Consider the following 24373-nt stretch of genomic DNA (forward strand, 5'->3'; position numbering starts at 1 on the left):
GTTCATTCAGACCGGTGCCCGGTACTCCTCCCCCTTGGCCAGCACCGCCCAGCAGATGCACGCGTTCCTCGCTGCGATCGCGACCACCGCGCACCAGTAGCCTTTTCGCTCGGCCAGACCGGTGGCCCAGCGGCTGAGCCGATCCATCCCGCCGGAGGCGCACTCCCCGGATTCAATAGATCGTCGTTACCCCATCCTAGCTCCTAAGGGCGAATTCTTTGTCTCCCCCCTGCGGCTGTGCGACCATGCCCCCATGAAATTCTTGATGCGCGCCTTCGCGATCGTTCACGCCCTCATGGCGGCACTTTTCGCCGCCGCGGCGCTCGTGCTGGTCGTGATATCGGCGAATGTGGCCTGGAGTGCGCTCGCGCACGGACTGGGGAAAGATGTCGCGCAGGAAGTCATCGAAGCGGTCGGCCTGCTGGCCGCCGCCGTGGTCGCGCTCCAGATCGCCCAGACGATCACCGAGGAGGAAGTCATCCGCGCGGCCCACATGAATGCGCCCACCCGCGTGCGCCGTTTCCTGTCCCGATTCTTCGTGCTGGTCACCGTCGCGCTGGCCATCGAGGGACTCGTCGCCACGTTCAAGGCCGTGCACGAGAACGTTTCCCACCTGCTTTATGCCGCAGCCCTCGTTCTCGCCACTGCGGCACTCCTGGCTGCATGGGGCGTCTTCGTTCGCCTGAATCGGGCCGCCGAGGAACTGGAACCCGAGGCCATGCAGGCGGCAAAGCGGGAAGATCGGAAGATCCAGGAGTAGGAACCGGTCGGAGCATCGGTGCCGGGTTTCACGGTCGTCCGGACCCGCCCGACGCCTGGCGCAGCCAGCCCTGTCTGCCAGTGGTGGTGGAGGGGCGGCATTGGACGCGCCCCCGGCGCTTCGCGCCGCCCTGCGAGGCCGACCTGCCCCCTTGCCGGAGGCAGGTCGAGGTCTTCTCGCCTTACGCCAGCTTCACGAGCTGCTTGCCGAAGTTGCGCCCCTTCAGCAGCCCGAGGAAGGCCGCCGGCGCGGACTCCAGGCCTTCGGCGACGGTCTCGCGGTACTTCAGCCGGCCCTCGGCCACCAGGGTGCCGAGCTCCTTCAGCGCCGGCGGCCATGCGGCGGGCTGCTCGCTGACGATGAAGCCCTCCACGCGCAGCCGGTTCGTGAGGATCAGCTGCGGGTAGGCCATCGGGATCGGCTCGCCGTTGTAGCCGGCGATCATCCCGCACATCGCGATGCGGCCGAAGGCGTTCATGCGCAGCATCACCGCGTCGAGCACCATGCCGCCGACGTTCTCGAAGTGGCCGTCGATGCCGTCCGGGCAGGCGTCCTTCAGCGCGCGGGCCAGCGACGCGGCGTCGCGGTGCTCGCGGTAGTCGATGCAGGCGTCGAAGCCGAGCTCCTCGGTGACGTAGCGGCACTTCTCCGCGCCGCCGGCGATGCCCACCGCGCGGCAGCCGCGCACCTTGGCGAGTTGGCCGACGACGCTGCCGACCGCGCCGCTCGCGGCGCTGACCACCACGGTCTTGCCCGCGCGCGGCTCGATGATGCCGTTGAGCCCGTACCACGCGGTGACGCCCGGCATGCCGACCGGGCCCAGGTAGGCCGACAGCGGCACGCGCGAGGTGTCCACCTTCTGCAGCGCGGCGGCCTGCCCGGCGTCGAGCAGCTGGTACTGCTGCCAGCCGCCGTAGCCGACCACCTTGTCGCCCGCCCGGAAGGCCGGGTTGCGCGACGCCAGCACCTCGCCGGCCGTGCCGCCGATCATCACCTCGTCGAGCGGCTGCGGCGCGGCGTAGCTCTTGCCCTCGCTCATGCGGCCGCGCATGTAGGGGTCGAGCGACAGCCAGTGGTGGCGCACCAGCACCTGGCCCTCGGCGAGCGCGTCGGGCGCGGGCAGCGGGGTCTCGACGAGGCGGAAGTTGTCGGCGCTCGGCTCGCCCTGGGGGCGCGAGGCGAGCAGGATCTGGCGGTTCGTCAGGCTCATGGTGTGTGTCTCCTCCTGCGGGTTGACTTTTCAGTATCGCAGGGAGGAGCGCGGCGCGCAGGGCCTCAGCCGCCGCCGGGCGCGGGGACGGCGCCGGCGCCGGCCGTCCCGGGCGAGGCCGCCGGCTGCAGGGGCGCGGCGGGGCGCCCTGCCCGGCCGCGCGCCGAGTCGCGCTGCCCGGTGGCGGGCACCAGCGTGCCGGCGCGCCCGAGACCGTGGCGCGGCATGCCGCTGTAGATCGCCTCGTACTCGCCGGCTCGCACGAGGTAGGTCTCGTGCCAGATGCCGACGTCGCCGCGGCTCCTGCCGGTGCGCTTGTTGAAGGCGACCCAGGCGGGCCAGTGCAGGTGGTCGCGGCTGCGGGCGTAGGCCTCGAGGTGCTCGAAGGAGCGCCAGTACTGCACGATCAGCAGCCCGCCCGAGACCGCGCCCAGGAAGCCGCTCTCGGGCCGGCGCTCTAGCTCCTTGAGCATGCGCGGCATCGCGAGGAAGACCGGCAGCCACTGGTGCAGCTTCCAGGGCTTGTTGATCCGCATGCCGATGACGAAGACGACGAAGTCGCCCTCGATCTCGGCGGCCATCCTTCGGGGCAGGATCTCGGACATGGCGCCTCCCTGTGCGGGCCGGGGGAACGCGGCGGTTCCGTACCCCGGTCCGTCAGGCGGCAAGGTAACTCCGCGGGCGCCGCGCGGGAAGCCCCATCGGCGCGGGATGGATTACTCCGGCTTCGGGCCCGAGAAGGGGCGGATCGCCCGCTCGCGACCGGGCAGCGCGCGCATGTACTTGAAGGTGCCGGTGGCGTGCGCGCAGAGCTCGCCCGCCATCGTCAGCACCGAGGCCTCGCAGAAGGCCATCGTGCTGGTGCGGTGCAGCAGGCGGCCGATGGCGCGCAGGCGGCCCTCGCCGGGGCGCATGAAGCTGGTCTTCATCTCGATCGTCACGACGCCGGGCGCGGCGAAGGGGTCGGGGCCGTGGCCGGCGCGCGCGGCGTGCGCCATCGCGACGTCGAGCAGCGTCATCGTCACGCCGCCGTGGGCGACCGAGAAGGAGTTCATGTGCGCGTGCTGCAAGTCCATCTGCAGCTCGGCCTCGCCGTCGGCCATGCGGTGCAGCTCGAAGCCGAGGTGCTCGACGAAGGGGATGTAGGCCGGGAAGGCCATCGCGGGGGGTGTCTTGTCGGTCACGCGCTCAACGCTCCAGGTAACGGAAGAAAGGTTCGCGGCTTGGCGGGCGGCCAAGGAACTGCTCGACGAGCACCTGCGGCAGCTTCTGGCCGCCCTGCTCGAGGATGGTCTCGCGGTAGCGGCGGCCGACTGCCGGGTCGAGCCGGTCGGCGAAGGCGGTGCGCAGGTCCTCGGCGAGCACCAGGCTCCACAGGTAGCCGTAGTAGCCGGCCGCGTAGCCGCCGGCGATGTGGCCGAAGTTGGCCGGGAAGCGCGTGCCGCTGACGTGGCCGAGCGGCGTCGCGGCCTCCATGCCGGCCCACAGCGGCAGCGGCTCGGCGGCGCGCTCGCCGTAGAGGGCGAGGTCGTAGCTGGCGAAGAGGTGCTGGCGCGCCACCTGCAGGCCCTTGGCGAAGTGCCGCGCCTCGTCGGCGCGCGCCAGCAGCGCGGGCGGCACCGGCGGGCACTCGGCGCAGACCTCGCGCATCAGCGCGAGCACGCGCTCGTCGAATACCCAGTCCTCCAGCATCTGCGAGGGCGCCTCGACGAAGTCGCGCAGCACGCGCGTGCCGCCCTGCCCCGCGTAGCGCGTGCGCGACAGCGTCGAGTGCAGCGCGTGGCCGAACTCGTGCAGCAGCGTCTGCAGCTCCTCGAGCGTCAGGCCCTCGCGGTTGAAGTTGGTCACGAGCGCCGCGGCGGGCTGGCGCTTCTCCAGCGTCGAGACGTTGCGGAAGCTCCACACCGCGGCATGGCGGTACTTGTCCGGGCGCGGGTAGAGGTCGACGAAGAGCGTGCCGAGTTCGGCCCCGCCCCGGCGCTCGTGCACGGTGTAGGCGCGCGCGTCCGGGTGCCACAGGGACTGTTCGGAAGGCCGGAACTCGACGCCGAACAGCCGCGAGGCCAGCGCGAACACGAAGCGCAGGCTGGCCTCGGGCGGGAAGTGCTTGCGGAAGGCCTCCTGGTCGAGCTCGTAGCGCTCGCGCCGCAGCCGCTCCATGTAGTAGGCGACGTCCCAGCGCCGCAGCGTCGTGTCCTGCGGCGGCGTGCCGAGGTGGCGGGCCTTGGCGGCGCGCAGCTCGGCGAGGTCGCGCACCTCGCGCTCCTTCACCGCGCCGGCGACCTCGCCGAGGAAGGACTGCGCCTGCGCCAGCGACCCCGCCATGCGGTGGCGCAGCTGGAAGTCGGCGTAGCTCCTGAAGCCGAAGAGCTGCGCGTACTCGCGGCGCAGCCGCGCCAGCTCGTCGAGCCGCTTCAGGTTGGCCTCGCCGCCCTGCGCGAGCCGCGCGCGCCACATGCGCTCGCGCGCGGCGGGGTCGTGCGCGTAGTCGAGCACCGGGATCGAGGTGGGGTAGTCGAGGCCGAGCAGCACGCGGCCCTGCGCGTCGCGCGGCGCCTTCTGCCACACCGCGGGCGGCACGCCGTCGAGCTCCTTCGGCGTGAAGGGCACCTGCGTGCGGTCCTCCTGGATCTGGCGCTCGAAGTCCTGGTTGAGCTGGTTGATGCGCTGGCTGATGGCCTGCGCGCGGCGGCGCGCCACCGGCGGCAGCGCGACGCCGGCGTCCTCGAAGTCGTCGAGCAGCTCGCGGCGGTAGCGCGCGTCGATCGGGTCGGCCGGCACCACCTCGTTGACGTGCCGGTAGATGCGGGCGTTCTGGTAGAACTCGGTCGAGAAGGCCTGCTGGCGCCGGTCGCAGGCGTCGGCGGCGTCGCGGATCGCCTTGTCGGGATGCACGCTCGACAGCAGCCACAGCGGCCCCAGCCCGTCCTCGACGCGCTGCGTCATGCGGTCGAAGCGCGCCAGGTAACCCGCGTCGGAGGGCGCCTGCATCAGCTCGCGCTCCATCGCGCGCAGGTCCTGCAGCGTGCGATCGCACCGGGCGCGCACCTCGGCGGCGTCGCGGAAGTCGGGGAAACGGTAGGCGGCCTGCGAGATGGCGGGGGCGCCGAGCAGCGCCAGCGCGCCGGCCCAGGCCGCGGCCAGCGCGCAGCGGCGGAAGGCGCGCCTCATCGCGCCGCGCCCGTGCCGGATGCGGACGCCGGGCCGGGCACCTCGAAGTCGAGCACGGTGCGCGACTCGCGCATGCCGCCGAGCACGGTGCCGGCCTCCTTGTGCTTCGGGTGATGCAGGTAGGCCTCGAGCGCGGCGGCGTCGGCGAAGGTCGAGACCAGCACGACGTCCATGTTCGCCTCCAGGCCGCCCGTGCGCAACCCGACGTCGAACTCCAGCATGCCCGGCACGATGCCGCGGCAGCCGTCGAGCAGTTCCTTGAAGCGCGGCGCCTCGGCGGGGTCGCGCAGCTTCCACATCACGATGTGTCGGATCATGGTTCCTTCTTCTGTCCGGGCCGTTGTTCGAGTCGGGCGCGCACGAAGATCAGCCCCAGGCCGATCAGCGCCGCGCCGCCGCCGGCGAGCATAAGCGCCCAGCCGAGCGAGGCGTCGCGCCGGGCGACGAAAAGCCCCAGGCCGAGCGCGAACAGGCCGCCGTAGATCAGCGCCCACACGAGCGCATCCAGATGTCGCAGCTTCATGCCGTCCCCCGCGTTCAGAACACCTCGAACACCCCCGCGACGCCGATCTCCGGGCCCGCGTCGGCCACCACGCAGACGTGCCGCGCCTTGCGCCGCCGTCCCTCGGCCAGCGCGTGCGCCAGCAGCCGCGCGCCGCTCGCGCCGTCCGGGCTGCCGAGCGCGAGCGCGCCGCCGTCGACGTTGAGCCGCTCGGGCGGCAGCCCGAGCCGGTCGGCGCACAGCAGCACCTGCGCGGAGGAGGACTCGTGCAGCTCCCACAGGTCGATGTCCTCCACATGCAGCGCGAGCCGCTGCAGCAGCCGGCGCACCGCGTTCACCGCGCCGAGCCCCGCCTCGCCCGGCTCGCAGCCCGCCGACGCGAAGCCGAGGCAGCGGCCCCAGGGCCGCAGGCCGCGGCGCTCGGCATGCCGCGCGCCGGTCAGCACGCACAGCGCGGCGCCGTCGGCCGGCAGCGCGACCGGCCCGGCCTCGGGCGCCGCACCGGCGGGCGGCAGCGCCGCGATGCCGGCCGCGTCCCCAGCGGGATCGTCGGCGGAGACCACGACCTCCCGGGTGCGCGGGCCGAGGGCGGCATCGACGACGCCGGCGCGCACCGTGAGCGGCACGATCTCGTCGGCGAAGCGCCCGGCCTCGCGCGCGGTGACGGCGCGGCGCCGGCTGCCCGCCGCGTGCACCTCCAGCCGCTCGATCGCGATGCCGTGCCGCTGCGCGATGCGCGCGGCCGCCTCCAGCGGGCCGGCGTAGCACTCGGGATGATGCCGCGCGAGCCAGGCCTCGCGCAGCATGTGGGTGTTGGCCTCGCGCTGCACGCACGAGGGGCTCTCGACGCCGCCGGCGGCCAGCAGTGCGGCGTCGCCGGCGGCGATGCGCTGCGCGGCCAGCGCCACCGCCTCCAGGCCGCTGGCCGCGCCGCGGCTGACGGTGATCCCGCCCACGCCGGGCGGCAGGCCGGCGCGCAGCGCCGCCTGGCGCGCGATGTTCGCGCCGGTGGCGCCCTCGGGTTGCGCGCAGCCGAGCAGCAGCTCCTCGAGCTCGCCGGGCTCGACGCCGGCGCGCTCCAGTGCGGCGCGCAGCACCGGCGCGGCGAGCGCGGCGCCGTGGCTGAGGTTGAGGGGCCCGCTGCCACTGCGCGCGAAGGGCGTGCGGGCCAGGGCGACGATGACGGCTTCGCTCACGGCGATCTCCTCGGGAGGGTGCGGGGGTTCAATGGAAGCTGCCGCCCTCGGCGGCGAGGCGCTGCAGCAGCGGCGCGGGCTCGGCGCCCAGCGCGCCGGAGGCGCCGCGGCGCCAGCGCCGCAGCCGCCGCACCACGTCGAGCAGGCCGGCCGCGTCGGCCTGCCACAGCGGCCCGCCGCGCCACAGCGGGAAGCCGAGCGCGGTGAGGCAGACCAGGTCGATGTCCGAGGCGCGCAGCGCGACGCCCTCCTCCAGCAGCCGTGCGCCCTCGTCGGCCATCGCGAGCACCAGCCGCTCGGCGATCTCGGCCTCGTCGGGGCAGCCGCCTGCCGCGGCGGACGCGGCGACCTCGATCGGCTCGCCGGCCTGCGCCGCGGCGCGGCAGGGGCCGGCCGGGAAGCCGTAGCGCTCCGCGGCGCGGTCGACCTGCGCCGCCTCGCAGCCCGCGGCGAGCAGCACCGCCGCCTCGTGCCGCAGCGCCTCCGCGAGCCGCCGCGCGATGAAGCCGGGGCCGACGCCGCAGACCACCGCCGTGCGCCGCAGCCGCTGCGCCAGCCGCATCACGGTGGCCAGCACGTCGGGCGCGGTGTGCCGGCCCTGCACCACCTCCAGCAGCCGCCCGCCGGGCAGCGGCCCGAAGAAGTGCAGCCCGACCACGTCCTGCGGGCGGCGCGTCAGCTCGGCCACCGCGTCGAGCAGCGGCGCGGACGAGGCGCTCGCGAGGATCGCGCCCGGCTTCATCACCTCGTCGAGCCGTGCGAACACCTGCCGCTTGGCGCCCGGCTCCTCCGCCACCGCCTCGATCACGAGGTCGGCGTCGCGGATCTCGGCGTCGGACACGGTGCCGCGCAGCAGCGCGAGGCGCGGCTCGAGCTCGGCGGCGCGCAGCCGCCCGCGCCGCACCAGCGCCTCGCAGTGCTCGCGGATCGCCGCGCCGCTGCGCTCCAGCGCCTCGGGCCGGGTGTCGAGCAGCACCACCGGCAGCCCGGCGTTGAGCAGCGCGAGCGCGATGCCGCTGCCGCGGGCGCCGGCGCCGATCACCGCGGCCTTGCAGACCGGGCGCACCGGCGTGTGCTCGGGCACCTCGGGGATGCGGTTCACCGCGCGCTCGGCAAGGAAGGCGTGGCGCAGCGCGCGCGACTCGGGCGAGGCGGCCAGCTGCCGGAAGGCCTCGCGCTCGATGGCGAGGCCCTCGTCGAAGCGCCGCGTCACGGCCGCGGCGATGCAGTCGATCGCCTTCGGCGGCGCGGGCAGGCGCGGCTCGCGTGCAGCGAGCGTATGGTGCGCGAAGCGGAAATAGGCCTCCGGGCAGGGGTGGGTCGCCTCGCGCTCGCGCAGGCGCGGCAGCGGGCGCTGCCCGGCCACCTCGTCCGCGAAGGCGAGCGCGCCGGCGAGCGGCTCGCCCTCGACGAGGCGGTCGATCAGGCGCTGGCCGGGCAGCGCCGCGAGCACCTCGACGCGCTGCGGGTCGCCCGAGAGGATCATCTGCAGCGCCGGCTCGACGCCGATGGCGCGCGGCAGCCGCTGCGTGCCGCCGGCGCCCGGCACCAGCCCGACGCGCAGCTCGGGCAGCGCCAGCGTCGTGCCCGGCGCGGCGACCCGGTAGTGGCAGCCGAGCGCGAGCTCGAGGCCGCCGCCGGCGCACACGCCGTGCAGCGCCGCCACCACCGGCTTGTCGCACTGCTCGAGCGCCGCGACGAGCTCCGGCAGCCGCGGCGCGGGCTCGCGGGACGGCGCATCGATCTCGCGCAGGTCGGTGCCGCCCGAGAAGCCGCGCCCCGCCCCGGTCAGCACCACCGCGGCGACCGCCGCGTCGTCCTCGGCGCGCGCAAGGGCCGCGGCCAGGGCACGGCGCAGCGCGGGCCCCAGCCCGTTGGACGGCGGTCGGTCCAGCGTGATGACGGCGATGCGGCCGTGCACTTCATACCTTGCAGTCATCGGGCCCTTCATGCAACAAATTGAAACAAAGCGGCATTCTAGGGACGGCCGCCTCAGACCTCGAGCCACTCGCGCCGCAGCGCCGCGTCGGCGCGCAGCCCGGCCGGCGTGCCGTCGAAGACGATGCGCCCGCGCCCCATCACGCAGCAGCGCTGGGAGACGTCGAGCGCGATCGCGAGCTTCTGCTCGGCCAGCAGCACCGCGACGCCCTGGCGCTGGAGCTCCAGCAGGCAGCGCGCCACCTGCGCGACGAGCCGCGGCGCCAGCCCCTCGGTCGGCTCGTCCACCAGCAGCAACTGCGGCTCCCCCATCAGCGTGCGGCACAGCGTCAGCATCTGCTGCTCGCCGCCGGACAGCACGCCCGCAGGCGTGCGGCGCCGCGCCGCCAGCTGCGGAAAGAGCCCGTACATGCGCTCGAACTGCCCGGGCGACGGCCGGCGGCCGGGCTTGACGCCGAGCAGCAGGTTCTGCTCGACCGTCAGCCGCGGGAAGACCTCGCGCGCCTCCGGCACGTAGCCGACGCCCTGCCGCGCGATCTCGTGCGGCGCGCGCCCGAGCAGCGGCACGCCCTGCCACGTCACCGCGCCGCGCGCCGCGACGAGGCCCATCACGGCCTTCAGCGCGGTCGAGCGGCCTGAGCCGTTGCGCCCGAGCAGGCTGACGATCTCGCCCGGCGCGACGCGCAGCGCCACGCCGTGCAGCACCGGGGCGGGGCCGTAGCCCGCGTGCAGGTCCTCGACCACCAGCATCGCCTCAGCCTCCTTGCGCGGGCGGGAGCAGCTCGCCGAGGTAGGCCTGCTGCACGCGCGCGTCGGCGCGCACCGCCGCGGGCGTGTCGAAGGCGATCACCTCGCCCTGCACCAGCACCGCGATGCGGTCGGCGAGGCCGAACACCACGCCCATGTCGTGCTCGACCATCAGCAGCGTGCGCCCGGCGGTGAGCTCGCGGATCAGCGCGACGAAGCGCTGCGTCTCGGACTGGCTCATGCCGGCGGTCGGCTCGTCGAGCAGCAGCACCGGCGGGTCGCCCGCGACCGCGAGGCCGATCTCGAGCGCGCGCCGGTCGGCCTGGCTCAGCTCCGCGGCCGGCGTGTCGCGCCGCGCGCGCAGGTGCAGCCGCTCCAGCAGCGCCTCGGCCGCCGCGTCCACGTCGCGCAGCCCCGACATGAACTTCCAGAAGGCGTAGCGGTGCCCGAGCGGCCACAGCAGCGCGCAGCGCAGGTTCTCGTGCACGCTCATGCGCTCGAACAGGCGCGAGACCTGGAAGCTGCGCCCGAGGCCGAGGCGGCGCACCCGCTGCGGCGGCAGGCCGTCGATGCGCGCGCTGTGCAGCAGGATCTCGCCGCGGTCGGGCCGCAGGCCGCCGCCGACCAGCTCGAACAGCGTGGACTTGCCCGCGCCGTTGGGCCCGATCAGCGCGACACGCTCGCCGGCGCGCACCGCGAGCGAGGCGCCGCGGATGACCTCGGTGGGGCCGAAGCGCTTGTGCAGCCCGCGAAGCTCCAGCGCGCAGCGGGCGTCCGGCAGCGCGGGACCGGGGCAGCCACGCGTCATGGCGCCTCCCGGCTGCCGGCAGCGGCGGCGGCCTCGTGCCGCTGGCACTTCAGGCAGCGCCGCCGCGCCGCCCGGGTCAGCGCCGCGCCCGCGAGCAGCAGCGCCACCGCGCCGAGCCAGGCCGACGGGCGGCCGGTGTCGAGCGTGACGCCGAGGAAGGCGAGGCGCGGGCCGAGCGCCGACTCGAGCTGCAGGTGGTAGATCATCTCGACCAGCGCCGCGGCGCCGAGCGCGGCCGGCAGCGCCGCCGCGGCCAGCGCGAGGCCGGCCGGCGCGAGCGGCCGCCAGCCGCCGCGTGCCGCGAGGCGCAGCGCCGCCGCCGCGAGCCCCGCGATGCCGCCCGGCGCCCACATCACCATCGCGAGGAACAGCAGCCCGAGGTAGAGCTGCCAGGCCGGCGTCCAGGTCGACAGCAGCACCGACGAGAGCACCATCAGCACGCCGCCGACGATCGGCCCGGCGAAGTGGCCGGCGCCGCCGATGAAGGTGAACACGAGGTAGGACGCCGAGCGCGCGGTGCCGAGCGCCTCGGGCGTGACGATCTCGAAGTGCAGCGCGTGCAGCCCGCCGGCCACGCCGCCGAAGAAGCCGGCGATCGCGAAGGCGCGCCAGCGCAGCTGCTGCGGGCTGTAGCCGAGCGCGGCGACGCGCTCCGGGTTGTCGCGCACGGCGTTGAGCATGCGGCCGAGCGGCGTGCGCGTGAAGGCGTGCATCGCCCAGGCGCAGGCGAAGGTGTAGGCGGCGATCAGCCCGTAGAGTTGGGCGGGCGGCCCCCAGTCGAGGCCGAGCACCGGCGCGCCGACCACCCGGTCGCCGGAGATGCCGCCCTCGCCGCCGAACACCGAGGGGAACATCGGCGCGAGCGCCGCGACCAGCTCCCCCAGGCCGAGCGTGATCATCGCGAAGGGCGTGCCGCCGCGGCGCGTCGCGACGAGCCCGAAGGGCAGCGCGACGGCGAGCCCCGCGAGGCCGCCGGCGAGCGGCAGCAGCGCCACCGGCAGCGGCAGGCGCCCGGCCGACACCGCGGCGAGCGCGTGGATCGCCGCGTAGGCGCCGAGCCCGGTGTAGACGGCGTGGCCGAAGCTCAGCATGCCGCCCTGCCCCATCAGCAGGTTGAACGACAGGCAGGCGACGATCGCGATGCCGGCCTGCGACAGCAGCGTGAGCGCGAGGCGGCTGTCGAACACCAGCGGGGCGATCGCCAGGGCGAGCGCGAACAGCACCCAGCCGAGCCGGGCGGCCTGCGGGGGGCGAGGAGGATCGGTGCGGGACGACGCCATCGGCCTTCAGCCCTCGCGCGTGCCGAGCAGCCCGCGCGGGCGCAGCGCCAGCACCGCCACCAGCAGCAGGTAGGGCAGCACCGGCGCCACCTGCGCGAGGCTCAGGCGCAGCAGCGGCTGCGCGGCCGGCGCGGCGCCGCTCGGCCAGCCGAGGTGCGCCGCGAGGTCGGCGAGCGTCGCGTCCACCGAGACCGCGGCGGTCTGCAGCAGCCCGATCAGCAGCGACGCGAGGAAGGCGCCCGCGAGCGAGCCGAGGCCGCCGACCACGACGACGACGAAGAGCAGCGAGCCGAGCGTCGCGGCCATGCCCGGCTCGGTGACGAAGGTGATGCCGCCGATCACGCCGGCAAGCGCCGCGAGCGCCGCGCCGGTGCCGAACACCAGCTGCCGGATGCGCGGCAGGTCGTGGCCGAGCGCCTGGACCATGGCCGGGTGGGTCAGCGCCGCCTGGATCACGAGGCCGATGCGGGTGCGCGCCAGCAGCAGCCACAGCAGCGCGAGCATCGCCAGCGCCACGCCCATCATGAAGGCGCGCGTGGCCGGAAAGCCGGTGCAGCCCGCCGCGCGGCACAGCTCGGGCGGCGCCGCGCCGGCCACCGCCTCCAGCCCGCCCCCGGGCACGTGCACCAGCGTGAAGGCCGGCCCCTGCAGCAGCGCCGGCGGCGCGAACGCGAGCGGCGCGCGGCCCCAGGCGAGCTGCACCAGCTCGACGATCACGTACGACAGCCCGAAGGTCACGAGCAGCTCCGGCACATGGCCCCTGCCGTGCAGGCGGCGCAGGCAGCTGCGCTCGAACAGCGCGCCCAGCGCCCCGACGGCCAGCGGCGCGAGCAGCAGCGCCGGCCAGAAGCCGATCCATCCCGAGACGCTCCAGCCGAGGTAGGCGCCGAGCATGTAGAAGGCCGCGTGCGCGAAGTTCAGCACGCCCATCATGCCGAGGATCAGCGTCAGGCCGGAGCTCAGCATGAACAGCAGCAGGCCGTAGCTCAGGCCGTTGAGCAGCGACAGGGTGAGGATCTCCATCGGGTGTCGGCAGGTGACGGGATGCGGGCGCCCGGGGCGCGGGGCCCGCATTGTCGGCCGAAGCGGCGGAGTCCGGCAGGAGTTCCCGGCCGGCGGCGGACCTCCGCCGCCGGCCGCGGGGGGACGCTCAGTCGGTGGGCAGCGCGTAGTCGCCGAGCATCTCGCGCAGCTTGTGCTTGTTCACCTTGCCGCCCGGCGTGTGCGGCAGCTCGGAGACGAAGACCACGTCGTCCGGGATCTGCCAGCGCGGGATGCGGCCCTCGTAGCTCTCGAGCAGCTCGTCGCACAGCAGGCTCGCGCCCGGGCGGCGCACCACCACGAGCAGCGGCCGCTCGCCCCACTTCGGATGGCGGCAGCCGATCGCCGCGACCTCCTGCACCGCCGGGTGCTCGGCGGCGATGTCCTCCAGGTCGGCCGCGCTGATCCACTCGCCGCCGGACTTGATCATGTCGCGGGTGCGGTCGGTGAGCTCCATGAAGCCGTCCGGGTCGATCGTCGCCACGTCGCCGGTCGGGAACCAGCCGTCCTGCAGCGCCGCGGCCTCGCTCTTGAAGTGGCGCTCGACCACCCAGTGCCCGCGCACCATCAGGTTGCCGGCCGTGCGCCCGTCCCAGGGCAGGCGCTCGCCGTCGTCGCCGACGATCTCGATGTCGATGCCGCAGACGGCGCGGCCCTGTTTCTGGCGCAGCCGCCGCTGCCGCTCGGCCGGCAGCGCCAGGTGCGGGGCCTTGAGCGAGCTCACGGTGCCGAGCGGCGACAGCTCGGTCATGCCCCAGGCCTGCGTCACGCCCACGTGCAGCTCGTCCTCGAGGCTGCGGATCAGCTCGGCCGGGCAGGCCGAGCCCGCGAGCACCGTGCGCCGCAGGCTGCCGAAGCGCAGGCCCTTCTGCTGCATGTGGTTGACGATGCCCACCATCACGGCGGGCACCCCGGCGCAGAAGGTGACCTGCTCGGCCTCGCACAGCTCGTACAGCGAGCGCCCGTCGAGCTGCGGCCCCGGGAACACGAGCTTGGCGCCCGCGAGCGGCGCGACGTGCGGCACGCCCCAGCCGTTGACGTGCGACATCGGCAGCACCGACAGGATCGCGTCCTGCGCCGAGCAGCCGAGCGCGCCGGGCAGCGCCGCCGCGTAGCTGTGCAGCACGGTGGAGCGGTGGCTGTAGAGCGCGCCGCGCGGGTGCTCGGTGGTGCCGGTGGTGTAGCACAGGCCCGAGGCGGTGTTCTCGTCGAACTCCGGCCACTGCCAGTCGCCGTCCTCGGCCTCGACGAGCGCCTCGTAGCACAGCAGCCGCGGCAGCTGCGTGTGCACCGGCATGTGCGCGCGGTCGGTCATCAGCACGTAGTGGCGCACCGTCTCGAGCTGCGGCGCGATCTTCTCGACCAGCGGCAGGAAGCCGAGGTCGAAGCACAGCACGCGGTCCTCGGCGTGGTTGATCATCCAGGCGAGCTGCGCGGGCGGCAGCCGCGCGTTGATCGTGTGGCAGACCCGCCCGGAGCCCGCCACCGCGTAGTACAGCTCGAGGTGGCGGTAGCCGTTCCACGCGATCGTGCCCACGCGCTCGCCGGGCGGGCAGTCCAGGCGCTGCAGCGCCTGCGCCAGCCGGCGCGCGCGCGGCTCCGCGTCGTGGTAGGTGTAGCGGTGCACGTCGCCCTCGACGCGCCGAGAGACGATCTCGGTGTCGCTGTGGTGGCGCGCGGCGTGCGTGAGCAGGGACGAGATCAACAGGGGCCGCTGCATCGTCTGGCCCATCAATCGTGCCATGGGTATGTCTCCTGGGATGAGGTCGGTCGTGGCCTCCGGCGCGCGCCGTCACTTCTTCTGCGGTCATCGCGGCGCATGGGGGGGGTGCCTCTGAGCCGGACGGGCGATGCTGCATGAGCGATCCGTGCCCGTGACTGTCGCAACTCAAAGCCGGCGCACTTCGCGCGGCGCGGCCCGGGCCGCGGCGGTCTCGCGCGCCACCCGCCCCCTCTGCGGGGAGGGGCGCCGCCGCAGGGCCCCCGGCGCGCTAGACTTCGCGCCACGCCGCGCCCGAGTCCCGGGCGCGCCCGACCTTTCCGACCGATGAAACTTCTGTTCGACTTCCTGCCGGTGATCCTGTTCTTCGGCACCTTCAAGTACGCCGACGCCAACAAGGACTGGGCCGCGGCCCTCGCCACCGATCAGCTCGGCTTCATGGTCTCCGGCGGCGTCGTCGGCACGGACGTCGCGCCGATGCTGCTCGCCACCGTCGTCGTGATCCTCGCCACCGCGGCGCAGATCGGCTGGCTGGTCGCGCGCGGCCGCAAGGTCGAGACGATGCTGTGGGTGAGCCTCGTGCTCGTCACTCTGCTCGGCGGCGCGACGATCTGGTTCCACAGCGAGACCTTCATCAAGTGGAAGCCGAGCGTGCTGTACTGGGTGATGGGCGCCTCGTTCTGGATCAGCCAGACCTTCCTGAGGAAGAACCTGCTGCAGGCGCTGATGGGCGCGCAGATCTCGCTGCCCGGCTTCGTCTGGCAGCGGCTGAACTTCGCCTGGATCGCCTTCTTCGCGCTGATGGGCCTGCTCAACCTCTACGTGGCCTACAGCTTCCCGACCGACGTGTGGGTGAACTTCAAGCTCTTCGGCGGGCTGGGCCTGATGCTGGTGTTCATGGTGGCGCAGGGGCTGTACCTGAGCCGCCACCTGAAGGACGAGGAGGCCTCCTGACATGCCCGTCGACGCACGACAACTCGAAACCGCGCTGAAGGAACGCCTGGCGCCGCTGCAACTCCAAGTGCAGGACGACAGCGCCGCGCACGCGGGCCACGCCGGTGCCGGCGAGGGCAGCCACTACACGGTGCGCATCGTCAGCGAGCGCTTCGCGGGACTGAGCCGCGTGGCGCGTCACCGCCTTGTGTATGATGCCCTCGGCTCCCTGATCCCCCAGGGCATTCATGCCCTCGCGATCCACGCCAAGGCACCCGGAGAAGCCTGAAAGGCAGCGAGCAGCCGGCACTCGGCAACCGGGCGGTCCCCGCCGGTTCCAGCCATTTCCCCAAGAGGTCGATTCAATGAAGAAACTAGCTTGCGCCGCTGGCGCGCTGAGCCTGGCGCTGAGCGCCGCGCTGATGCCTGTGGCCGCCTCGGCGCAGAACGTCGCGATCGTCAACGGCAAGGGTGTGCCCAAGGCGCGTGTCGACGCGATGATGAAGCAGATCGCCCGCCAGGGCCAACCGGTCCCGCCCGACATCGAGCAGAAGGTGCGCGACGAGATCGTGCTGCGCGAGATCTTCATGCAGGAGGCCGAGAAGCGCGGCCTCACCGCCTCGCCGGACTACAAGCAGCAGCTCGAGCTGGCGCGCCAGAACATCCTGCTGCGCGAGCTCTTCGTCGACCAGCAGAAGAAGAACCCCGTCACCGCCGCCGAGATCCAGGCCGAGTACGACAAGTTCAAGGCCCAGGCCGGCGACAAGGAATACCACGCCCGCCACATCCTGGTCGAGGACGAGGCCACCGCCAAGTCGCTGATCGCCCAGCTCAAGGGCGGCGCGAAGTTCGAGGACCTGGCGAAGAAGCACTCCAAGGACCCGGGCTCGGCCGAGAACGGCGGCGACCTCGACTGGGCCGCGGCCGGCAGCTACGTGCCCGAGTTCTCGAACGCGATGGTCAAGCTCGGCAAGGGCCAGGTCACCGACGCCCCGGTGAAGTCGCAGTTCGGCTTCCACGTGATCCGCGTCGACGACGTGCGCCAGGCGCAGCTGCCCTCGCTCGAGGAGGTCAAGCCGCAGATCGAGCAGCGCCTGCAGCAGGAGAAGATGACGCAGTTCCAGGAGCAGCTGCGCAAGTCGGCCCGCACCGACTACAAGTTCAGCAGCAACTGAGGCGGCGAGGCGCCGGGCCTGCGGGCCGGGTCTCGCGACGAGGGCGCCCCCGGGCGCCCTTTTTCATGGCCGGAGCGCTTCAGGGCTCGCCCGGCGCGGCGCGGGACGCGCCGGCGAGGACCGCGTCGAGCAGGCCGGGGAAGGCCCCGTCGAGCTCCTCGCGGCACAGCACGTTCATGTGGGTCACGCCCTCGGCGCGCGTGCGCACCAGCCCGGCCTCCCGCAGCACGCGGAAGTGGTGCGACATGGTCGACTTCGAGCGCCCCGCGTCGAGCGCGCCGCAGCTCGACTCCCCCTCGCGGTGCAGTTGCATCACGATCCCGAGCCGGACCGGATCGCTCAGCGCGTGCAGGACCTTCGCCAGGCGTGCCGCCGCGTCGTCCGCCGCCTGCGCGCCCCCCGCCTGCTTTTCCCTTCTCACCATGCGTCCTTCCCTGCCTGCCGGGGCGCCGCGAGCGGGCGCCGATATAGTTCGAACGCTATCGAAATAACCCGTCACGGTCCAGAGAGGAATCCCCATGCCGCATCTGTTCGAACCCTATACCCTGCAGGGCGCCACGCTGCGCAACCGCATCGTCGTCTCGCCGATGTGCCAGTACATGGCGCAGGACGGCCTCGTCAACGACTGGCACCGCGCCCACTACGCCTCGCTCGCGCGCGGCGGTGCGGGTCTGGTGATCGTCGAGGCGACCGCGGTGTCGCCCGAGGGCCGCATCACCTGGGGCGACCTGGGACTGTGGAACGATGCGCAGGCCGCAGCGCTGCAGCCGGTGGTCGACTCGATCCGGCAGGCAGGCGCGGTGCCCGGCATCCAGATCGGCCACGCCGGCCGCAAGGCGTCGGCCAACCGCCCCTGGGAAGGCGACGACCACCTCCCCGAAGGCGTGCCGAACTCGTGGACCCCGATCGCGCCCTCGCCCCTCGCCTTCGGCGGCGATCTGCCGCGCGTGCCGCGCGAGATGAGCCTCGAGGACATCGCGCGCGTGCAGGCGGACACCGTCGCGGCGGCGGTGCGGGCGCGCGAGCTCGGCGTCGGCTGGCTCGAGCTGCACATGGCGCACGGCTACCTGGCGCAGAACTTCTTCTCGCCGCACTCCAACCAGCGCACCGACGCCTACGGCGGCAGCGCCGCGAACCGCGCCCGCTTCCTGTTCGAGACGCTCGCCGCGGTGCGCAAGGTCTGGCCGCAGGACCGGCCGCTGGCGGTGCGCCTGGGCGTCGTCGAGTTCGACGGCAAGGACGAGGCGATGCTGGACGAGGCGATCGGGCTGCTGCAGCGCATGAAGCGCGAAGGCCTGGACTTCGTCGACGTCTCGATCGGCTTCAACACGCCGAAGGCGCGCATCCCCTGGGGGCCGAACTTCATGGCCGGCACCGCGCAGCAGGTGCGCCGCGCGACCGGGCTGCCGGGGACGACGAGCTGGTACATCTCGAAGCCGGACGAGGCCGACGCGCTGGTGCGCGAGGACAAGGTCGATCTCGTCACGCTCGGCCGCCCGCTGCTGGCCGACCCGCACTGGCCGTATCGCGCCGCGAAGGAGCTCGGCGTCGAGAACGCCGCCTGGGCCACTCTGCCGGCGCCCTACGCGCACTGGCTGGCGCGCTACCGCTGAGGCGGGCGCACCGCGGGGCCCGCGGCCCCGCAGCGCGCGCCGCGCTCAGGAGGAGACCGCTTCCTTCGACCGGTTCGCGAGCAGCTCCCGGATCTTCCGCGCGAGCTGCTCGCGGCCGTAGGGCTTGCTCAGCAGGTGCACGCCCGGGTCCAGGCGCCCCCCGTGGACGATCGCGTTCTGCGTGTACCCCGAGGTGAACAGCACCTGGATGTCGGGCAGCAGCATCCGGGCCCGCCTCGCGAGTTCCGGGCTGCGCACCACCCCCGGCATCACCACGTCGGTGAAGAGAAGGTCGACCGCGACGCCGGAGTCCAGGATCCCCAGCGCCATCTCCGCGTTGTCCGCCTTCAGGACCCGGTAGCCCAGCCCCGTCAGGATGTCCACCGCGGCAGCCTGCACCGCCAGGTCGTCCTCGACGACGAGGATGGTCTCCCGGCCGCCCTCGATCTTCCCGGCGGCGGCCACCCGCACCGCCTCCTCCTTCTCGAAGGAGCGCGGCAGGTAGATCCGGATCGTCGTCCCGTGGCCGACCTCGCTGTAGATGCGGATGTGGCCCCCGCTCTGCTTCACGAAGCCGTAGGCCATGCTCAGGCCGAGCCCGGTTCCCTGCCCTTCCGGCTTGGTCGTGAAGAAGGGCTCGAAGGCGTGGGCCGCGACCTCGGGCGACATGCCGCAGCCGGTGTCCGACACCGCCAGCATCACGTACTGGCCGGGCTTGAGCCCCGGCTCGATCCGGACATACTCCTCGTCGAGGTGCGCGTTGCCGACCTCGATCGTGAGCCTGCCCGCCCCCTTCATCGCGTCGCGCGCGTTGATGGCGAGATTGAGGATGACGTGCTCGAGCTGGCCCGGATCGACGAAGGTGTTCCACAGCCCGCCGGCGACGACGGTCTCGATCTCGACCGATTCGCCGATCGCCCGCTGCAGCAGGTCGTTCATCTCGCGCAGCACGCGGCCGAGGTGGGTCGAGGCCGGCTTCAGCGGTTGCTTCCGCGCGAAGGCGAGCAGTTGCGCCGACAGCTTCGCGCCGCGATCCACGGCGCCGGCCGCGAGCGCGACGCGCTTCTGCACCGTCTCGCTGCCCTCGTTCTCGAGCTTGAGCAGCTGCAGGCTGACCTTCACCACCTGCAGCACGTTGTTGAAGTCGTGGGCGATGCCGCCGGTCAGCTTGCCCACCGCCTCCAGCTTCTGCGAGTGCGCCAGCGCGGAGCGCGCCGTGTCGAGCGCCTTCTCCGCCGCCTTCTGCTCCCTCAGGTCGCGCAGGAAGGCGCTGGTGGCACGCGAGGCGCCGTCGGCGAAGGTCGCCACCGACAGCTCCACCGGGATCTCCTCGCCGTCCTTTCCGACGGCCAGCACCTCCATGCGGCGGCTCGACGCCGCTGCCGCGCCGCGCAACACCGGCTCGCGAGGGCTCCCAGGGGACGCCGGCGGCCCGGGCTGCGGGAACAGCAGGGACTCCAGGTCGCGCCCCAGCGCCTCCTGCGCGCTCCAGCCGAAGACGCGCTCGGCCTGGGGGTTCCAGTCCCGGACCGCCCCGCCCGCGTCGACCGCCACGAAGGCGTCGAGCGAGTTGTCGAGGATGGACTTCATCCGCTGCCGCTCGGCAATCACCTGCGCGAGCGCGGGCCTCACCAGCTTCTGCAGCAGCATCGTTCCGGCCGCGATGAAGCCGAGCACGACCAGCGCCAGCAGCGACACCTTGTCGCGCAGCGGAAAGTACAGCTCCGCGACGTCGATCTTCTCGACCAAGGCCAGCGGATGGCCGGCGAGCGGCACGTACCCGGCCAGCACCCGCGTGCCCCGCAGGTCCCTCGCCTCCTCGGAGCCGGCCTCGCCCAGCAGCGCCTTCGAGACAGGCAGGGCCGGCCGGCCGCTCGCCTCCAGCAGCGGGAAACGCCTGCCGGTCTCGTAGTGCCGGCTCGGGAAGCAGAGGACCTCGCCCCCGTCGCGGCCGCACAGCAGGCCGTCGCTCGTGGCGGACCTCTCCTGCACTTCCTTCATCAGCCGGTCGAGCGAGCGCAGCCGGCTCTCCGTCTCGACCCGGCCGACGATCCTTCCCTGCTGGACGACGTCATGGCTGCTCCTCAGGGCATAGCCCTCGTCCCACACCAGCAGGTGGCGGCCTTCCGCCGCCTCCAGCGCGATGCTCGCCAGCGCCCGGCGCTCGAGCGGCGCGCCGGCGGACACCAGCGGCGCCCCGTCCGCCCCGAGGAGGCGGACCGCGACGATGCCGTGCGCCAGGCCAGGAAGCCCTCGGCCTCCTGCCGCAGCCGCTCCCTCGCCTGCGCCTCGCCCGGCCTCTCGGCCAGGGCCAGCAGGCTCGCGCGCAGTTCCGGACCGCGGGCCAGGTTCCTCGACAGCAGGATCGGGACGTCGATCAGCGCGGCGGCGCCCGAGGCCCTCGCCCGCGCGGTGCGCCAGATGTTCTCCGCCGCCGACTTCTCGTAGCTGCTCTTGACGGCACCGAGCGCGGACGCCCCGGTGGCGAGGGCCAGCACGGTCAGCAGGCTCGCCGCCAGCCCGGTGATCTGGGCCGCGTCGTCGGTGGCGGCGGCGCTGTCTTCGGGCCGGTTGCGGACCTGCAGCCCGACGAGGCCGATGCCGAGCCCTGTCATCCCCAGCGCCGTGAAGGCGGCCATCCGGTTGTACGAGGCGAACTGGTAGAGCGCCTCCAGGTCCAGGAAATATCCGACGGCCCCCGTCAGGCCGATGAGGAACACCAGCCAGGCCAGCACCTGCGCCGCCCGGTGCGCGCCGGGGCGCCGGGACCTGGCGAGGTCCAGGCGGAAGAAGATGCCGGCGGCGAGGAAGCCGAGGCAGGCGTTCGGTGACGTGCGCCCCGGCTTCGAGTGGCCGTCCACGAGCCTGCGGTGAACCTCGGCCCAGTCGATCCCGAGATCGACGTCGAACAGATGCTGGACCAGTATCGCCGCCGGGAACAGGACGAGCACCCACGACAGGACCCCGGCGAGACGCCGCGCGCGCGGCCCCTGCCGCTCGCTCGACAGCAGCAGGATGCCGGCGACCAGGAACAGGACGGCCGTGTTGATGCTCATCGCGACGCTGTCCGGGAGGATCCGCACCATCTCCCTGCTGCCGAGGCCCCAGCCCGTCAGCACGAACGCACCGAGAGCGCAGACGGACAGGGCGGCGAGACGGACGATCGGGGAGAAGTTCGGATTCATGGTCGCTTGCAGGCTCGGAAACACGGGGCGCGGCGTGGGGAAGACGGTCCGCGATCCCGGCAACGAGAAGACGGGGTTGCCGGGGCGGATCGGGAGGGGCGGCTCAGCTACGCATCGCCCGCCACGCCAGCAGCGCGCCGATCAGCACCGGCTGGTGCAGCATGTAGAAGCTCAGGCTGTGGCGGCCGAGCACCGCGAGCCCGTGCAGCGGGCGCCACAGCGGCCCGGCCATCCAGCCCGCGCGGTGCGCGAGCAGCCAGCGCGCGCCGGCCAGTCCCCAGGCCATCACGCCGATCCACGGCAGCAGCGGCACGTAGTCCTCGGTGACGGGCTTGCGCGTCACGAGGCCGACCCAGTTCGTCAGCCGCGTGTCGAAGAAGGGATGCTGCACGAGCCAGGGCAGCGCGAGCGCGAGCGCACCGAGCAGCCACAGCCCGCGCCCGAGCGGCGCCGCGAGCCGCAGCAGCACCAGCATCACCGCGATGGCGTGCAGCACGCCGAAGGAGATGTAGCTGCGCGGGAACATCAGCATCGAGCCCGCCGTCACCAGCAGCGCGCAGCCGGCGACCTGCGCCCAGCGCCGCCAGAAGCGCGGCCAGCCCTGGCCCTGCCGCAGCGCCACCGCCTGGCCGGCGCCGGCGCACAGCAGGAACAGCGTCACGATCAGCGTGCGCTGCACGGTCCAGAACGGGTCCTCGTAGAAGTTCTGCCGCGTGAAGCCGAGCGTGGCGAGGTCGAAGCAGAAATGGAACACGGCCATCCAGACGACGGCGGCGCCGCGCAGCGCGTCGAGCCGGTCGAAGCGCTGCGGGCCGGGCAAGGCAGACATGGACAAGGGCAAACGGCGCGCGGCAGCCACCGAATCCCGCCCGCCCTGGCGGGGCGTCGCAACTCGCTACACTGCCGCACTTCTCAAGCGGGTGCGGGACGCCGATTATCGGGGCCCGTGCCGGCCGGCGCCCCCCGGGGTTCACCGGTGCCCGGCCTCCCGTGTTCTCCGAGGTGTCCATGGCCGCGTCCCGCCACTGCATCGAGCTGCTCTCCCCCGCCCGCACCGCCGACATCGGCATCGAGGCGATCAACCACGGCGCCGACGCCGTCTACATCGGCGGGCCGTCCTTCGGCGCGCGCGCCAACGCCGGCAACGAGCTGGCCGACATCGAGCGCCTCGTGCGCCACGCGCACCGCTTCCACGCCGAGATCTTCGTCACGCTCAACACCATCCTGCGCGACGACGAGCTCGAGCCGGCGCGGAAGCTGGTGCAGCGCCTGTACGAGGCGGGGGTGGACGCGCTGATCGTGCAGGACATGGGGCTGCTCGAGCTCGACCTGCCGCCCATTCAATTGCACGCCAGCACGCAGACCGACATCCGCACCGCCGAGAAGGCGCGCTTCCTGCAGGACGTGGGCTTCTCGCAGATGGTGCTGGCGCGCGAGCTGACGCTCGCGCAGATCCGCGCGATCGCCGCGCAGGTGCAGGACGCGACGCTCGAGTTCTTCATCCATGGCGCGCTGTGCGTCGCCTACAGCGGCCAGTGCTACGTCAGTCACGCGCAGACCGGGCGCAGCGCCAACCGCGGCGACTGCTCGCAGGCCTGCCGGCTGCCCTACACCGTCACCGACGGCGAGGGGCGCATCGTCGCGCACGAGAAGCACGTGCTGTCGATGAAGGACAACAACCAGAGCTCAAATCTGCGCGCGCTGATCGACGCCGGCATCCGCAGCTTCAAGATCGAGGGCCGCTACAAGGACCTCGGCTACGTCAAGAACATCACCGCGCACTACCGGCAGCTGATCGACGCCATCCTCGACGAGACGCCCGAGTGGCGCCGCGCGTCGAGCGGACGCACCACCTTCCTGTTCACGCCCGACCCGGACCGCAACTTCAACCGCGGCGCGACCGACTACTTCGTCAACGGCCGCAAGGACGACATCGGCGCCTTCGAGACGCCGAAGCACGCCGGCCTGCCCTTCGGCCATGTCGCGAAGCTCGGGCCCGCATGGTTCGACGTCGACTCGACGCAGCTGCTGCACAACGGCGACTCGATCACCTGGTTCGACCTGCAGCGCGAGCTGCACGGCGTGCAGGTGAACACGGCCGAGCGGCTCGGCACGGTGCGCAGCGGCGAGGGCGGCGAGGCGACGCGCTGGCGCGTGCATCCGAACGAGGAGATGAAGGCGCTCAAGGGCCTGCGCGTCGGATGCGAGATCGGCCGCAACCGCGACATGGACTGGGAGCGGCTGCTGCAGAAGAAGTCGAGCGAGCGGCGCATCGGCGTGTGGGCGGTGCTTGCCGACACGCGCGACGGCCTGTCGCTGACGCTGACCGACGAGGACGGCTGCACGGCGACCGTGGCGCAGGCGATCGACAGGCAGCCGCCGAAGGACGCGGCGCGCGCCGAGGCCGGCCTGCGCGAGCATGTCGGCAAGCTCGGCAACACGATCTTCGAGCCGATCGACGTGAGGCTCGACGTGGCCCGGCCCTGGTTCGTGCCGGCGTCGGCGCTCAACGCGCTGCGCCGCGAGGCGGTCGAGGCGCTCGAGGCCGCGCGCGCCGAGGCCTGCGTGCGACCGGCGCCCGCGAAGGCGGTCGAGCCGCCGGTCGCCTATCCCGAGGACACGCTGAGCTACCTCGCCAACGTCTACAACCACAAGGCGCGCGACTTCTATGCGAAGCACGGCGTCAAGGTGATCGAGGCGGCCTACGAGAGCCACGAGGAGACGGGCGAGGTGAGCCTGATGATCACCAAGCACTGCGTGCGCTTCTCCCTGAGCCTGTGCCCGAAGCAGGCCAAGGGCGTCACCGGCGTGCAGGGCACGGTGCGCGCCGAGCCGCTGACGATCATGAACGGCAAGGAGCGGCTGACGCTGCGCTTCGACTGCAAGCCCTGCGAGATGCACGTCGTCGGCCGCATGAAGAAGTCCGTGCTGCAACAGGCCAGGGCGGTGCCGATGCAGTTCTACAGGACGCGGCCGGCGGCACGCTGAGCGCAGCAAGGCGGGAGGCGCCGGGCGCCCTGCCCCGCCGGTCGCCGCAAGAAAGAAGGCCCCGCCGGTCGCCCGGCGGGGCCTTTGTCCTTGCAGAGGCGCCGGC

At 73.2% G+C, this 24373-nt stretch carries 23 protein-coding genes and 1 pseudogene; 6 read left to right on the forward strand and 18 right to left on the reverse strand.

Features of this window, described 5'->3' with window-relative positions; genetic code table 11:
- Window positions 1–6 precede the first annotated feature (6 nt).
- Window positions 7–144: pseudogene (locus D3A59_RS22495) on the reverse strand (IS110 family transposase); the annotation flags it as partial.
- Window positions 145–253: 109 nt separating this feature from the next.
- Here D3A59_RS22495 and D3A59_RS22500 point away from each other — a divergent pair.
- On the forward strand, window positions 254–760 hold the full coding sequence (locus tag D3A59_RS22500) for a hypothetical protein (protein ID WP_119157564.1): 507 nt from the start codon (window positions 254–256) through the stop codon (window positions 758–760).
- A 181-nt stretch (window positions 761–941) separates the two neighbouring features.
- Here the strand turns inward: D3A59_RS22500 and D3A59_RS22505 are convergent, their stop codons facing one another.
- The 13 genes from D3A59_RS22505 to D3A59_RS22565 all read right to left on the reverse strand — a co-directional run bounded on the left by D3A59_RS22505 (window position 942) and on the right by D3A59_RS22565 (window position 14397).
- Window positions 942–1970 carry an NADP-dependent oxidoreductase gene (locus D3A59_RS22505; protein WP_205665254.1) on the reverse strand — a complete coding sequence of 343 codons (1029 nt, stop codon included), beginning with the start codon at window positions 1968–1970 and terminating at the stop codon, window positions 942–944.
- Between the two features lie 65 nt (window positions 1971–2035).
- Window positions 2036–2575: a DUF4188 domain-containing protein gene (locus D3A59_RS22510; RefSeq protein ID WP_119157565.1), complete on the reverse strand. Its 540-nt coding sequence runs from the start codon at window positions 2573–2575 to the stop codon at window positions 2036–2038.
- Window positions 2576–2686: 111 nt separating this feature from the next.
- Entirely contained in the window at window positions 2687–3130 is a 444-nt protein-coding gene (locus D3A59_RS22515; RefSeq protein WP_119157566.1) for a PaaI family thioesterase, read from the reverse strand.
- 28 nt (window positions 3131–3158) lie between these two features.
- Window positions 3159–5141 carry a M3 family metallopeptidase gene (locus D3A59_RS22520; RefSeq protein WP_119157567.1) on the reverse strand — a complete coding sequence of 661 codons (1983 nt, stop codon included), beginning with the start codon at window positions 5139–5141 and terminating at the stop codon, window positions 3159–3161.
- Window positions 5138–5458 (reverse strand): Dabb family protein, encoded by a 321-nt coding sequence (locus D3A59_RS22525; RefSeq protein ID WP_119157568.1) that lies wholly within the window; start codon window positions 5456–5458, stop codon window positions 5138–5140. The genes D3A59_RS22520 and D3A59_RS22525 overlap by 4 nt, the downstream gene beginning before the upstream one ends.
- On the reverse strand, window positions 5455–5664 hold the full coding sequence (locus tag D3A59_RS22530) for a hypothetical protein (protein ID WP_119157569.1): 210 nt from the start codon (window positions 5662–5664) through the stop codon (window positions 5455–5457). Before D3A59_RS22530 ends, D3A59_RS22525 begins: the two co-directional genes overlap by 4 nt.
- Before the next feature lie 14 nt (window positions 5665–5678).
- Window positions 5679–6839: an acetyl-CoA C-acyltransferase gene (locus tag D3A59_RS22535; protein ID WP_119157570.1), complete on the reverse strand. Its 1161-nt coding sequence runs from the start codon at window positions 6837–6839 to the stop codon at window positions 5679–5681.
- Between the two features lie 28 nt (window positions 6840–6867).
- Entirely contained in the window at window positions 6868–8778 is a 1911-nt protein-coding gene (locus tag D3A59_RS22540; protein ID WP_119157571.1) for a 3-hydroxyacyl-CoA dehydrogenase NAD-binding domain-containing protein, read from the reverse strand.
- 53 nt (window positions 8779–8831) lie between these two features.
- Entirely contained in the window at window positions 8832–9527 is a 696-nt protein-coding gene (locus tag D3A59_RS22545) for an ABC transporter ATP-binding protein (RefSeq protein ID WP_119157572.1), read from the reverse strand.
- A 4-nt stretch (window positions 9528–9531) separates the two neighbouring features.
- Complete coding sequence (locus D3A59_RS22550) at window positions 9532–10332, reverse strand: ABC transporter ATP-binding protein (protein WP_119157573.1); 801 nt, start codon at window positions 10330–10332, stop codon at window positions 9532–9534.
- Window positions 10329–11612 (reverse strand): branched-chain amino acid ABC transporter permease, encoded by a 1284-nt coding sequence (locus D3A59_RS22555; RefSeq protein ID WP_119157574.1) that lies wholly within the window; start codon window positions 11610–11612, stop codon window positions 10329–10331. Before D3A59_RS22555 ends, D3A59_RS22550 begins: the two co-directional genes overlap by 4 nt.
- A 6-nt stretch (window positions 11613–11618) precedes the next feature.
- Complete coding sequence (locus D3A59_RS22560) at window positions 11619–12635, reverse strand: branched-chain amino acid ABC transporter permease (protein WP_119157575.1); 1017 nt, start codon at window positions 12633–12635, stop codon at window positions 11619–11621.
- Window positions 12636–12762: 127 nt separating this feature from the next.
- Window positions 12763–14397, reverse strand: a complete 1635-nt coding sequence (locus tag D3A59_RS22565; RefSeq protein WP_119157576.1) for a 3-(methylthio)propionyl-CoA ligase — start codon at window positions 14395–14397, stop codon at window positions 12763–12765.
- Window positions 14398–14700: 303 nt separating this feature from the next.
- Between D3A59_RS22565 and D3A59_RS22570 the strand changes: the two genes are divergently transcribed.
- The 3 genes from D3A59_RS22570 (at window position 14701) to D3A59_RS22580 (ending at window position 16481) form a co-directional block, all read left to right on the forward strand.
- Window positions 14701–15327, forward strand: coding sequence for a septation protein A (locus D3A59_RS22570; protein ID WP_119157577.1), 627 nt, complete (start codon window positions 14701–14703; stop codon window positions 15325–15327).
- A gap of 1 nt (window position 15328) precedes the next feature.
- Complete coding sequence (locus tag D3A59_RS22575; protein WP_119157578.1) at window positions 15329–15595, forward strand: BolA family protein; 267 nt, start codon at window positions 15329–15331, stop codon at window positions 15593–15595.
- Between the two features lie 76 nt (window positions 15596–15671).
- The gene (locus D3A59_RS22580) at window positions 15672–16481 is read left to right on the forward strand and encodes a peptidylprolyl isomerase (protein ID WP_119157579.1); all 810 of its coding nucleotides are present in this window, start codon (window positions 15672–15674) and stop codon (window positions 16479–16481) included.
- A gap of 79 nt (window positions 16482–16560) precedes the next feature.
- On the opposite strand, the gene D3A59_RS22585 is transcribed toward D3A59_RS22580, so the two are convergent.
- Window positions 16561–16905, reverse strand: coding sequence for an ArsR/SmtB family transcription factor (locus D3A59_RS22585; protein ID WP_119157580.1), 345 nt, complete (start codon window positions 16903–16905; stop codon window positions 16561–16563).
- Window positions 16906–16999: 94 nt separating this feature from the next.
- On the opposite strand from D3A59_RS22585, the gene D3A59_RS22590 reads away from it, so the two are divergent.
- A complete protein-coding gene (locus tag D3A59_RS22590; protein ID WP_119157581.1) occupies window positions 17000–18094 on the forward strand; it encodes an NADH:flavin oxidoreductase/NADH oxidase in 1095 nt (364 codons plus the stop codon).
- Between the two features lie 45 nt (window positions 18095–18139).
- Here D3A59_RS22590 and D3A59_RS26490 read toward each other — a convergent pair whose 3' ends face one another.
- The 3 genes from D3A59_RS26490 to D3A59_RS22605 all read right to left on the reverse strand — a co-directional run bounded on the left by D3A59_RS26490 (window position 18140) and on the right by D3A59_RS22605 (window position 22108).
- Window positions 18140–20281, reverse strand: a complete 2142-nt coding sequence (locus D3A59_RS26490) for a hybrid sensor histidine kinase/response regulator (protein WP_119157582.1) — start codon at window positions 20279–20281, stop codon at window positions 18140–18142.
- Complete coding sequence (locus tag D3A59_RS22600) at window positions 20179–21279, reverse strand: hypothetical protein (RefSeq protein WP_119157583.1); 1101 nt, start codon at window positions 21277–21279, stop codon at window positions 20179–20181. The genes D3A59_RS26490 and D3A59_RS22600 overlap by 103 nt, the downstream gene beginning before the upstream one ends.
- Window positions 21280–21382: 103 nt before the next feature.
- Window positions 21383–22108, reverse strand: coding sequence for an acetyltransferase domain-containing protein (locus D3A59_RS22605; protein ID WP_119157584.1), 726 nt, complete (start codon window positions 22106–22108; stop codon window positions 21383–21385).
- A 179-nt stretch (window positions 22109–22287) separates the two neighbouring features.
- On the opposite strand from D3A59_RS22605, the gene D3A59_RS22610 reads away from it, so the two are divergent.
- Window positions 22288–24267, forward strand: coding sequence for a peptidase U32 family protein (locus tag D3A59_RS22610; protein ID WP_119157585.1), 1980 nt, complete (start codon window positions 22288–22290; stop codon window positions 24265–24267).
- Window positions 24268–24373 lie beyond the last annotated feature (106 nt).

The organism is Caldimonas tepidiphila, assembly GCF_003569765.1.
GTDB lineage: Bacteria > Pseudomonadota > Gammaproteobacteria > Burkholderiales > Burkholderiaceae_C > Caldimonas > Caldimonas tepidiphila.

Coding starts and splice junctions, on each gene's coding strand:
- D3A59_RS22500 (WP_119157564.1), top strand. CDS start 254: ATGAAATTCTTGATGCGCGCCTTCGCGATCGTTCACGCCCTCATGGCG.
- D3A59_RS22505 (WP_205665254.1), bottom strand. CDS start 1,970: ATGAGCCTGACGAACCGCCAGATCCTGCTCGCCTCGCGCCCCCAGGGC.
- D3A59_RS22510 (WP_119157565.1), bottom strand. CDS start 2,575: ATGTCCGAGATCCTGCCCCGAAGGATGGCCGCCGAGATCGAGGGCGAC.
- D3A59_RS22515 (WP_119157566.1), bottom strand. CDS start 3,130: ATGGCCTTCCCGGCCTACATCCCCTTCGTCGAGCACCTCGGCTTCGAG.
- D3A59_RS22520 (WP_119157567.1), bottom strand. CDS start 5,141: ATGAGGCGCGCCTTCCGCCGCTGCGCGCTGGCCGCGGCCTGGGCCGGC.
- D3A59_RS22525 (WP_119157568.1), bottom strand. CDS start 5,458: ATGATCCGACACATCGTGATGTGGAAGCTGCGCGACCCCGCCGAGGCG.
- D3A59_RS22530 (WP_119157569.1), bottom strand. CDS start 5,664: ATGAAGCTGCGACATCTGGATGCGCTCGTGTGGGCGCTGATCTACGGC.
- D3A59_RS22540 (WP_119157571.1), bottom strand. CDS start 8,778: ATGACTGCAAGGTATGAAGTGCACGGCCGCATCGCCGTCATCACGCTG.
- D3A59_RS22545 (WP_119157572.1), bottom strand. CDS start 9,527: ATGCTGGTGGTCGAGGACCTGCACGCGGGCTACGGCCCCGCCCCGGTG.
- D3A59_RS22550 (WP_119157573.1), bottom strand. CDS start 10,332: ATGACGCGTGGCTGCCCCGGTCCCGCGCTGCCGGACGCCCGCTGCGCG.
- D3A59_RS22555 (WP_119157574.1), bottom strand. CDS start 11,612: ATGGCGTCGTCCCGCACCGATCCTCCTCGCCCCCCGCAGGCCGCCCGG.
- D3A59_RS22560 (WP_119157575.1), bottom strand. CDS start 12,635: ATGGAGATCCTCACCCTGTCGCTGCTCAACGGCCTGAGCTACGGCCTG.
- D3A59_RS22565 (WP_119157576.1), bottom strand. CDS start 14,397: ATGGCACGATTGATGGGCCAGACGATGCAGCGGCCCCTGTTGATCTCG.
- D3A59_RS22570 (WP_119157577.1), top strand. CDS start 14,701: ATGAAACTTCTGTTCGACTTCCTGCCGGTGATCCTGTTCTTCGGCACC.
- D3A59_RS22575 (WP_119157578.1), top strand. CDS start 15,329: ATGCCCGTCGACGCACGACAACTCGAAACCGCGCTGAAGGAACGCCTG.
- D3A59_RS22580 (WP_119157579.1), top strand. CDS start 15,672: ATGAAGAAACTAGCTTGCGCCGCTGGCGCGCTGAGCCTGGCGCTGAGC.
- D3A59_RS22585 (WP_119157580.1), bottom strand. CDS start 16,905: ATGGTGAGAAGGGAAAAGCAGGCGGGGGGCGCGCAGGCGGCGGACGAC.
- D3A59_RS22590 (WP_119157581.1), top strand. CDS start 17,000: ATGCCGCATCTGTTCGAACCCTATACCCTGCAGGGCGCCACGCTGCGC.
- D3A59_RS22600 (WP_119157583.1), bottom strand. CDS start 21,279: ATGAATCCGAACTTCTCCCCGATCGTCCGTCTCGCCGCCCTGTCCGTC.
- D3A59_RS22605 (WP_119157584.1), bottom strand. CDS start 22,108: ATGTCTGCCTTGCCCGGCCCGCAGCGCTTCGACCGGCTCGACGCGCTG.
- D3A59_RS22610 (WP_119157585.1), top strand. CDS start 22,288: ATGGCCGCGTCCCGCCACTGCATCGAGCTGCTCTCCCCCGCCCGCACC.